Genomic DNA, 9997 nt, shown 5'->3' with positions numbered 1-9997 from the left:
GAGCGGATGCTGCAGGCGGCGTCGGAGCTGATCGCGGAGGGCGGCAGCGATGCGATGAAGATGAGCGACGTGGCCGAGCGCGCCGGCGTACCGATCGGCTCGGTCTACCAGTTCTTTCCCGACAAGGCGGCGATCGTCTGGACGCTGGCCGAGCGCTCCCACGCGGAAAGCCGGAAGTGCATCGAGGAAGGCCTCGCGGCGGCGGCCACGACGGCGGAGTTGCGGGCGGCGTTTTCGGCACTCTTCGACACCTATTACGGCCTCTTCCTCGCCGAGCCGACGATGCGCGATATCTGGACGGCGATGCAGGCCGACAAGGCGCTGAGCGTGCTGGAAATGGCGGAGAGCCGCAAGAACGGCGCGATCCTCGCCGCGGCTCTCGAACGCGTATCTCCCGATGCCGATCCGGTCCGGCTCGAAACCTCGGCCTTCCTGATCATGCATCTCGGCGAAGCGGCGGTGCGCCTTGCAATCTCCGCCCCGCGCGGCGAGGGCGACCGCATCGTCGAGGCATACAAGGCCATGGCCGACAGGGAACTCGCGCGTGCATGAGGCACGCCGGAAATGAAAAGGCCCGCGCGAGCCGGGCCAATTCGATGTCTTCGGAGTGCGGGCTACTCCGCGGGCGTCGGCTTCTTCTTGAAGAGGCCGACCAGATTGTCCCACAGCTCGATCTTGGCGCCCTGGCGCTTCATGATCACGCCCTGCTGGACGATCGACAGGAAGTTGTTCCACGCCCAGTAGATGACCAGTCCGGCCGGGAACGTCGCCAGCATGAAGGTGAAGATCACCGGCATCCAGTTGAAGATCATCGCCTGCGTCGGGTCCGGAGGCGTCGGATTCATGCGCATCTGCAGGAACATGGTGACGCCCATGATGAGCGGCCACACGCCGATCAGAAGGAACGACGGCACGTCGTAGGGCAGAAGGCCGAACAGGTTGAACAGCGACGTCGGATCGGGCGCGGAAAGATCCCTGATCCAGCCGAAGAAGGGCGCATGGCGCATTTCGATCGTGACGTAGAGCACCTTGTAGAGCGCGAAGAAGACCGGAATCTGGATCAGGATCGGCCAGCAGCCCGCCAGCGGATTGATCTTCTCCGTCTTGTAGAGCTCCATCATCGCCTGCTGCTGCTTCATCTTGTCGTCCGCGTATTTCTCGCGGATCTCGAGCAGCTTCGGCTGGACCTTCTTCATGTTCGCCATCGATTTGTACGACTTGTTGGCGAGCGGGAAGAACACCGCCTTCACGACGACGGTCGTGGCGAGGATCGCCAGGCCGAAATTGCCGAGGAAGCGGAACAGCCAGTCGATGAGGTAGAACATCGGCTTGGTGATGAAATAGAACCAGCCCCAGTCGATCAGCAGATCGAACTGGCGGATGCCGCGCGACTCCTCATAGGCGTCGATCTTGGCGGTCTCCTTGGCGCCGGCGAAAACCAGCGTCTCGACCGTCTGCGTCTCTCCCGGCGCGATGGCGATCGGGTTCGTCAGGTAATCGGCCTGGTAGCGTTCGCGACCGTCGGAGAAATAGGCGTAGCGCGGCTGGAACTCCTGGCGCCCGGAAGGCACCATGGCGACGGCCCAGTATTTGTCGGTGATGCCCAGCCAGCCGTCGGCGGACTTGCCCGGCGTGATCTGCTTCTCCTCCTGCAGCGTGGAGTATTTGATCTCCTGCAGGCCTTCCTCGCCGGTCACGCCGATCAGGCCCTCATGCAGGACGTAGATACCCTGCACATGGGGCGTGCCTATGCGCGTGACACGGCCGTAGTTGGAGAGATTGACGGCCTCGCCGCTTTCGTTGGTCACCGCGTCCGAGACGGTGAACATGTAATCGTTGTCGACAGCGATCGTGCGACGGAAGGTCAGGCCGCGGTCGTTGGTGTAGACGAGCGTGACGGGGGTTGCCGGCGTGAGCGCAGCGTCGCCTTCGACTGTCCATACGGTGTCGGGACCTGGAACCGAGCCGGTCGCCTCGCTGCCGACGAAGCCGATTTCGGTGTAATAGCCGTCCTGCAGCGCAGAGGGGTTCAAAAGGTCGATGATCGGCGAATCCGGATCGACCGTCGTGCGATAATCCTTCAGGCGCAGATCGTCGAGGCGCGCGCCGGTGAGATTGATGGAACCGCCGAGACGCGGCGTGTCGATCGGGATGCGCCCGCTCGCCGCGATCGCGGCATCGCGCGTGACCAGCGCGCCGCCGCCGCCGGCGCTGCTTCCCGGCACCGTGGGCGTCGTCGTCGAGGCGCCCGGAAGGTCGCCATGGGCATCGCCCGACTGCGTTCCCTGCTGCTGGGCCTGGGTCTCCTGCGTCCTCTCGGCCTCGATGCGCGCGGTTTCCCTCTGCGTTTCGATCCGGGGGTTCATGTAGAACACCTGCCAGAGCGTCAGGATAACCACCGACAGCGCTATCGTGATAAAGAAGTTGCGATTGTTTTCCATCAGGATCCCTTACCGCGTTCCGCGAATTCTTCGGGAGAGTTCTCGCTTCAATTCGTCGAAGGACGCGCCGAGTACTTCGCGCCGCCCGACGATCACATAGTCTCTGCCGGGCTGCATGTCATCACCGGCATGGACGCGAGCGGCCTCTTTCAGCCGTCTGCGGATGCGGTTTCTTGTCACCGCGTTCCCGACCTTCCTGGTGACGGTGAGGCCCAAACGGGGCGCTTCGTCATCCTTGCGGTCCAGAACCTCAAGCAGAAACAACCGCCCGCGGCGTTTTTCCCCGCTCCGGACGGCCAGAAATTGCGAGCGCTTCTTCAAACGCTCCACTGTCTTGCCCGCTGGCCGGTCGAACAATGTTCCGGCCTTGCCAGGCTCAGGCGGAAAGCCGCTTGCGACCGCGGTTGCGGCGGGCGGCGATCACAGCGCGACCACCCTTGGTGGCCATGCGGGCGCGAAAGCCATGGCGGCGCTTGCGAACGAGTTTGGACGGCTGATAGGTACGCTTCATTTGTTTAAATACCGCGGCGTGCGGCCCTTCTTGATTCTGACTCTTATTGAGCAGGAGCTAGCCGGTCCGTTCCTGAGCGCAAGGTAAACTGCGCCAGACGCGGGGCCCGAGCGTGAGCGGGCTTATAAAAAGAAGGGCTCCGGAAGTCAATCCGCAGCGGTTCGAACGCATTTCCCGCACGAATGGAAGACGTTTCCGCATCACGGCGGGGTGAATCGCGATCGATCGAAGGTCAAAAGGCGGTGATGCCCTCTCCTTCCGCTTGCGGTCGGCGCGCAATCGGCCCATTTCGGTCGGCATGGCTTCCGCACGGGCTCGCGCGCGGCACGGTTCCACGTATATCGATGCAGCCACGCGGAGTCCGTTGAGCTATCATCAGGGGCTTGGCAATGACTGACGACACGGCCGGGAAATTGGCGGAGGAACAGGAAGACGGCAATCAACGGCGCTGCGTGCTGCGCCTGGTGCCGGCGGCGATCGTCGTCGCCGGCCTTGCCTTCGGCTATCTCGCCGGCTGGCACCACTATCTCACGCTCGAATATCTCGGCGAGCAGGGCGACGCGCTGAAGGCGCTGGTCGGGGCGAAGCCTCTCCTTTCGGCCGCCGCCTTCGTTGCCGTCTACGCCGCCGTCGTCGCCTTCGCCTTTCCGGCCGCCTCGGTGCTCACCGTGTTCGGCGGCTTCCTCTTCGGCTGCACGCTCGGTTCCGTGCTGACGGCGTTTGCGGCGACGGCCGGCGCCACCGTGCTTTTCCTCGTGGCAAGAACCGCCTTCGGCGACTTTCTCAAGAACAAGGTCGGCAGCCGCGCCGAACGCCTCGCGAAAGGCTTCGAAAGCAACGCCTTTTCCTATCTGCTCGCCCTTCGGCTCATTCCCCTCTTCCCGTTCTTCCTGGTCAACATCGCCCCGGCGCTGTTCAACGTCCGGCTTCGCACCTTCATCGCGGCGACGTTCCTCGGCATCCTGCCCGGCGTGGTCGCCTATTCCTATCTCGGCGTCGGCGTGGGCAGCGTTCTTGCCGCCGCGCAGCAGGCCGGACGGGAAGCGACGCTCGCCGATCTCGTCACGCCGCAGATCACCATTGCCTTCGCGGCTCTCGCGCTTGTCGCCCTGCTGCCCGTCGTCGTAAAGACGGTCAGGAACCGCGGGAGCTGACGTGCCGACGCTCTCAGGCGGCGCAAGCGATCGCAGGGGGAACGATCCCGTATGACCAGCACGCTCACTCCCGACATCTGCGTGATCGGAGCAGGTTCCGGCGGGCTGTCGGTCGCGGCAGCGGCCGCCTCGTTCGGCGTCTCGGTGGTTCTCGTCGAAAAGGCCAGGATGGGCGGCGACTGTCTCAACTACGGCTGCGTGCCGTCGAAGGCACTGATCGCCGCGGCGCGGCGCGCGGAGGCCATGCGCTCCGCTGGCCCGTTCGGCATTGCCGGCGTCGAGCCTGAAATCGACTTCGCCAAGGTCAATCGCCATGTCCACGGCGTCATCGCCGCCATCGCGCCGAATGATTCCGTCGAGCGCTTCACCGCCCTCGGCGTGCGCGTGATAGAGACGGAGGCGCGCTTCAGGGATGCGCGCACGCTGATCGCCGGCGACCACGAAATTTGCGCCCGCCGCTTCGTCATCGCCACCGGCTCCTCCCCCGCCATCCCGCCGATCCCCGGGCTCGACAAGGTGGAATTCCTGACCAACGAGACGATCTTCGATCTCGCCGACAGACCCGAACGGCTTCTCGTCATCGGCGGCGGCGCCATCGGCACCGAGCTCGCCCAGGCCTTCCGGCGGCTCGGCTCGGAGGTGACGCTGGTCGAGGCCGCGGCGGTCCTCGGCCGCGAGGATCCGGAACTTGCCGCCCATGTCGTCGACCAGCTGCGCGCGGAGGGCGTGAAGATTTTCGAGCATGCGAAGATCTCGAGCGTCGAACGGCGTGACGAGGCCGGCATCCGCGTGAGGATCTCCGGCAAGGACGGCGAACATCTACTCGAGGGAACGCATCTCCTTGTCGCCATCGGGCGGAAACCAGTCACCGCGTCGCTCGGCCTCGACGCGGCGGGCATCGAGCACTCGCCGAGGGGGATCACGGTCGACGCGGGCCTGCGAACGACCAACCGCCGCATCTACGCCATCGGCGACGTCGCCGGGGGGCCGCAATTCACCCATGCCGCGAACTACCATGCCGGCCTCGTCCTGCGCTCGATCCTCTTCCGCATGCCGGTGCGGGAGAACCACGTTGCGATTCCGCGCGTGACCTTCACCGATCCCGAACTCGCCCATGTCGGGCTGTCGGAGGCCGATGCGCGGCAGGCCGGCAAGCGGATTTCCGTCCTGCGCTGGCCCTATTCGGAAAACGATCGCGCGCAGACCGAACGAAAAACCGAAGGGCTCATCAAGCTCATCGTCGGAAGGCGTGGCCGCATTCTCGGCGCCTCCATCGTCGGCGCGGATGCCGGCGAGATGATCAATATGTGGGCGCTGGCGATTTCCCGGCGCATGAAGGTGGGCGCCCTCGCCGGTTATGTCGCGCCATATCCTACGATGAGCGAAATTGGCAAACGCGCCGCCATCACCTATTTTATCAACGCCACGAGAAAGCCGATTGTGCGCCGGTTGGTCCGCTGCCTACGCATTTTCGGCTGACGCTGGCCGGAGCGGCGTTGGAGAAGAATTTGCCGAACACGGCAGCCACAGAAAAGAGCAGCAAGGCGGATGCCGCGAACGTGCCTCTGTCGCGCGGGCTTTCGACCAAGCTGCTGCTTTTGACGATCCTCTTCGTCATGCTGGCGGAAGTGCTGATCTTCGTGCCGTCGATCGCCAATTTCCGCTTGCGCTGGCTGGAGGAGCGGCTGGCGACCGCCGCCGCCGTCGGCATCGTGCTCGTGGAAAGCGATCCGCAAAGCCTGTCGCGGATCGTGCAGGACAACGTGCTGCTGGCGCTCGGCGCCAAGGCGGTGGCGCTGCGCTCGGAGGGCGTGTCGCAGCTTCTCGTCGTCTCCGAAATGCCGCCCGAGGTGGACGCGCATGTCGATCTCGCCAATGCCGGTCCATGGATGGCGATGCGCGACGCGATCGACACCATGCTCTTCGGCGGACGCCGCGTGCTGCGCGTCTTCGGCCCGGTCGGCGAAAGCACGAGCGAATTCGAGCTCATCATCGCCGACAAGAACCTGCGCCAGGCGATGCTCGTCTACGCGCGCAACGTGGCGATCCTGTCGCTCATCATATCGCTGATCACCGCGACGCTGGTCTTCTACGCGATCAACCGGATCATGATCCGGCCGATCCGCGACATGACGCATTCGATGCTCTCCTTCGCCGAGGCGCCGGACGATCCCTCCCGGATCGTGCGTCCCGAACGGCGCGGCGACGAGATCGGCGTCGCCGAACGCGAACTCGCGGCCATGCAGACCAATCTCCAGCGGACGCTGGCCGAGCGCAAGCACCTTGCCGATCTCGGCCTCGCCGTCTCGAAGATCAACCACGACATGCGCAACATGCTCGCGACCGCGCAGCTCATGTCGGACCGCCTGCGCACGGTGAACGATCCCACCGTGCAGAATTTCGTGCCCAAGCTGGTGCGCACGCTCGACCGCGCCGTCTCCTATTCGGAAGGCGTGCTTGCCTATGGCCGCACCCAGGAGGCGCCGCCGTCGCGCCGCCGCGTGCGGCTGAGCCAGCTCGTCGACGACGTCTTCGCGCTGATCGGCATGGACGCGGTCGGCGGCATCGAGCTCCGCAACGATGTCGGCCCGGAGTTCGAGGTGGACGCCGATTCCGACCAGCTTTTCCGCGTGCTTTCCAACCTCGCCCGCAACGCCGCGGAGGCCATGGCGAGCGACAGGGGCGAGGCCGTGGTCAGGCGCCTGACGATCGGCGCCGAGCGGACGGGCAGCGTCAGCCGCATCCTCGTCGAGGATACCGGCCCCGGCCTGCCACAGAAAGCGCGCGAGAACCTGTTTGCCGCGTTCCGCGGTTCGGCGAGAAGCGGCGGCACCGGCCTCGGCCTCGCCATCGCGTTCGAACTGGTGCGCGCGCATGGCGGCTCGATCGAGCTCGTCGAAAGCCGGGGCGGCAGGACCGTCTTCGCCATCACCATACCCGACCAGCCGGTCGATCTCGACAGCGCGCGCGGGACGCTGCGCCGCCCGGCCTGAGGCGTGAAATTCCCCGAACCGCACTCCCGGGCCCGGCGTCCCCGGCAACCATGCCGAACTCTCTCCAGGCGCTTACGGAGCCGGTTTCTTCTTCGACAAAAGATTTCAACACAGCGCTTGCATTTCGCGCGATGAGTGGCTAGGTAACGCCGCACGACATGAGGGCGGCTGCACAAGCTGACCTTCACGGCCTTCCACGAAGGTCCGTTGCGCGCCCGTAGCTCAGCTGGATAGAGCACCAGACTACGAATCTGGGGGTCAGAGGTTCGAATCCTTTCGGGCGCGCCAAATTCCGCCGATTGTCTTCCACAATACGCCATGGCCGCCGAACACTGCGCCCTTGCGAAGAGCGGCAGATGCCTGTGTTTGGAAAAGCGTGGAAACGGCGGCGTTTGGCGGTGAAAAAGTTCGAATCGGCTACGGTGATGGGAACCGGTCGGAGCCGGTACGCTGGCGGGCGGAGGGAGCCACGTCCAGCCTATGGCCGACGCAGCACGTCCTGCCATTCTGGATGACGGTCGATCTGCGCTTTCGCGAAGGGGCAAAGAGGAACGATGGCGATCCCTTCGCGTCGGGCATCCTCAATTGCCTGCCGCACCAGTCGCTCGCCGACCTTGCGGCCGCGCAAGACCGCCGGGACTTCCGTATGATCGATGATGATCAACCCCTTGCCGGCCCGGCTGTAGGTCATCTCGGCTTCAACCCCGTCGACGAGCAGCCGGTAGCGACCCTTCGAGGCACCGTCCTCCCGTTCGACCTTTTCGTCCGTCGAGGGAGAAGCCGGGCCGGACTGCGCGGCGTCATGCGGCCGGGCCTGCCCCCGCCGCCCTTGCATGCACTCCAGCAGATCGCGGTCCCATCCTCCGAGATCGGCCGTGGCCTCGTAGGTCGAGACGAGAAACTCCATGAGCGCCGCATCGGGATCGACGGCCGACTGCACGGCCTCGTAGGGCAGGATGAACTCCGACAGGCCATCATGCCAGAACGCCGCATCCGGCCGGATCGATGCGCCGCGGAAGCCATTCGGCGCGGGATAGGCGTAGGCGTAGAAGGCGGGATAGTCGATGCCGCCGCCTCCCGGCCAGAAGCCCGCCGAGGAGACCTCGCGGTCATAGGCCTCCTGCGTCACGTCGTCCGGCAATGCGGGGATGCCGCCGCCATGGAGAGGCGCACGCCTTCCCGAAAAGCGGGTAACGGCCAGATCCAGGGCGCCCCAGAACAGGTGAACGGGGCTGGACTTGCCGAGAAAGGAGGTCCGGAACGTCTTGAACACGCTGTCCGCCGCCATCAGCGCGCGATGGAAGCGTTGAACGGCCTCGCGGTCATAGGGCCGATCACGGTGATCCTCGCTGAACGGCGCGGGGTCCGGCACTTCGTTCGGCTGGCCGTTGAAGGTCGGCGTACCGCCGACTTCGGAGACCAGCCTGACGAAATTGGCGTGGAACGCCGCGACCGTGGTCGGCCCGAGCGCAAAGGACGCCTTGCGGCCGTCGCCGCTCGTGCCCGTCACCACGTGGTCTCGAAGGTCGAACAGGATCTCGATGCCAGGACCGTCGGGGATCGGCGAGGAGGCCAGGCCGTTGGGCGTGACGTAGAAGGTCGCGTTCCAGGAATGGTTGAGCCAAGGGGTATGAGCCAGCCGATATTTACCGGCAACCTGTAAATAGAGATGCAGCGCGGAACATGTCTCGCGCCAATTGAGGTAGTCGAGGTGGGGCCACCCGTTGCTCATCTTCGCTGTCTCCATCCAACGTTCAACCGGCACGCGACGTCATTCATGCCGTCCTCGACCGCCCGAGCCGCGTCCGGGCGATCACTTGTCAGCGCGGTCAGTCCGGAAGAGGAATGTGCTCATCCCGGTCATCGACCGGGAGATCGAAGCGCCCCTTGCCCCAGTTCTCGGCGCGCCATTCGGCCTTGGCCTCTTCGATGCGCTCCCGCGAAGACGCGACGAAGTTCCACCAGATGTAGCGCGGTCCGCTGAGCGTTGCGCCGCCGAGGATCATCAGCCGCGCGCCTTGGCCGCCGGCCGCGACCGTGATCCGGTCGCCCGGGCGGAAAACCATCATCTGAGGCGCCTCGTAATCCTGGCCGGCGATCGAGATCGAGCCTTCGACGATGTAGATGCCTCGATCCTCATGATCATCCGGCATCGGCAGCCGGCTTCCTGGTTCGAGCTTCACATCGGCGTAGAACGTTTCCGAGAACATCGTCGCGGGAGCCGTCTTGCCATAAGCGTTCCCGAGGATGAGCCGGATCGAGACGCCACGGTCCTCGATAACCGGCAGCGCCTCCTTGCCGTGATGCTCGAACATCGGCGCCATGTCCTCATGGCTCTCGGGTAGTGCCAGCCAGGTCTGAATTCCGAACAGGCTGTTCGGACCGCTTCGGGCGGCCGCGGACGTGCGCTCCGAATGGGTCACACCGCGCCCGGCGACCATCCAGTTCAACTCTCCGGGACGGATGATCTGGTCGGCTCCGGTGCTGTCCCGATGGTGGAAATCGCCGCGAAAAAGGTACGTAACGGTGCCGAGACCGGTATGCGGGTGCGGCCGGACATCGATGCCCTGTCCGGTCAGCAATTCGGCCGGTCCGGCCTGGTCGAAGAAGATGAACGGCCCGACCATCTGCCGCTTCGGCGCCGGCAGGGCGCGCCGAACCTCGAACCCGCCGAGGTCGCGGGAACGCGGAACGATGAGGGTTTCAATCGCGTCGATGCCGACCTCATCGGGGCAGCCGGGTTCGATTGACGGGTTCCAACTCATGCGCGTCATCCTCTCTTGGGCTTCCGGGAGGCCTCGCCTTTGCCAATGCGAAGGCGAAGGCGAAGCGCAGTTTGCGCCAATCTGCACGGCGCGAGCGGGTTGAACAATACCCACCGACGACCGCCCGAACTAG

Annotated in this window: 9 protein-coding genes and 1 tRNA gene; 5 read left to right on the top strand and 5 right to left on the bottom strand. The window is 65.1% G+C overall.

Annotated features, from left to right (window positions below):
• On the top strand, positions 1-552 hold a 552-nt coding region (locus tag XW59_RS21795), incomplete at its 5' end, for a TetR/AcrR family transcriptional regulator (RefSeq protein ID WP_137327074.1).
• A gap of 62 nt (positions 553-614) precedes the next feature.
• Here XW59_RS21795 and yidC read toward each other — a convergent pair.
• Genes yidC through rpmH form a run of 3 tightly spaced genes read right to left on the bottom strand, consistent with a single transcriptional unit; the run spans position 615 to position 2952 of the window.
• The gene (gene yidC, locus XW59_RS21790) at positions 615-2441 is read right to left on the bottom strand and encodes a membrane protein insertase YidC (RefSeq protein WP_047147554.1); all 1827 of its coding nucleotides are present in this window, start codon (positions 2439-2441) and stop codon (positions 615-617) included.
• A gap of 9 nt (positions 2442-2450) precedes the next feature.
• Positions 2451-2798 (bottom strand): ribonuclease P protein component, encoded by a 348-nt coding sequence (gene rnpA, locus XW59_RS21785; RefSeq protein WP_047147555.1) that lies wholly within the window; start codon positions 2796-2798, stop codon positions 2451-2453.
• Positions 2799-2817: 19 nt separating this feature from the next.
• On the bottom strand, positions 2818-2952 hold the full coding sequence (gene rpmH / locus XW59_RS21780; RefSeq protein WP_047147556.1) for a 50S ribosomal protein L34: 135 nt from the start codon (positions 2950-2952) through the stop codon (positions 2818-2820).
• Between the two features lie 389 nt (positions 2953-3341).
• On the opposite strand from rpmH, the gene XW59_RS21775 reads away from it, so the two are divergent.
• The 4 genes from XW59_RS21775 (at position 3342) to XW59_RS21760 (ending at position 7387) form a co-directional block, all read left to right on the top strand.
• Positions 3342-4106 carry a TVP38/TMEM64 family protein gene (locus XW59_RS21775; RefSeq protein WP_047147557.1) on the top strand — a complete coding sequence of 255 codons (765 nt, stop codon included), beginning with the start codon at positions 3342-3344 and terminating at the stop codon, positions 4104-4106.
• Positions 4107-4157: 51 nt separating this feature from the next.
• A complete protein-coding gene (locus tag XW59_RS21770) occupies positions 4158-5585 on the top strand; it encodes an FAD-dependent oxidoreductase (RefSeq protein WP_047147558.1) in 1428 nt (475 codons plus the stop codon).
• 29 nt (positions 5586-5614) lie between these two features.
• Positions 5615-7099 (top strand): HAMP domain-containing sensor histidine kinase, encoded by a 1485-nt coding sequence (locus XW59_RS21765; RefSeq protein ID WP_047147768.1) that lies wholly within the window; start codon positions 5615-5617, stop codon positions 7097-7099.
• 211 nt (positions 7100-7310) lie between these two features.
• Positions 7311-7387 (top strand) — tRNA-Arg (locus tag XW59_RS21760).
• 190 nt (positions 7388-7577) lie between these two features.
• Here the strand turns inward: XW59_RS21760 and XW59_RS21755 are convergent.
• Positions 7578-8831, bottom strand: coding sequence for a DUF5996 family protein (locus XW59_RS21755; RefSeq protein ID WP_047147769.1), 1254 nt, complete (start codon positions 8829-8831; stop codon positions 7578-7580).
• Positions 8832-8928: 97 nt separating this feature from the next.
• Entirely contained in the window at positions 8929-9864 is a 936-nt protein-coding gene (locus XW59_RS21750) for a pirin family protein (RefSeq protein WP_047147770.1), read from the bottom strand.
• Positions 9865-9997: the final 133 nt, after the last annotated feature.

Origin of the sequence: Aquamicrobium sp. LC103, from assembly GCF_001014615.2 — a bacterium.
Classification (GTDB): domain Bacteria; phylum Pseudomonadota; class Alphaproteobacteria; order Rhizobiales; family Rhizobiaceae; genus LBCQ02.
This window is presented reverse-complemented; position numbering and strand designations above follow the sequence as displayed.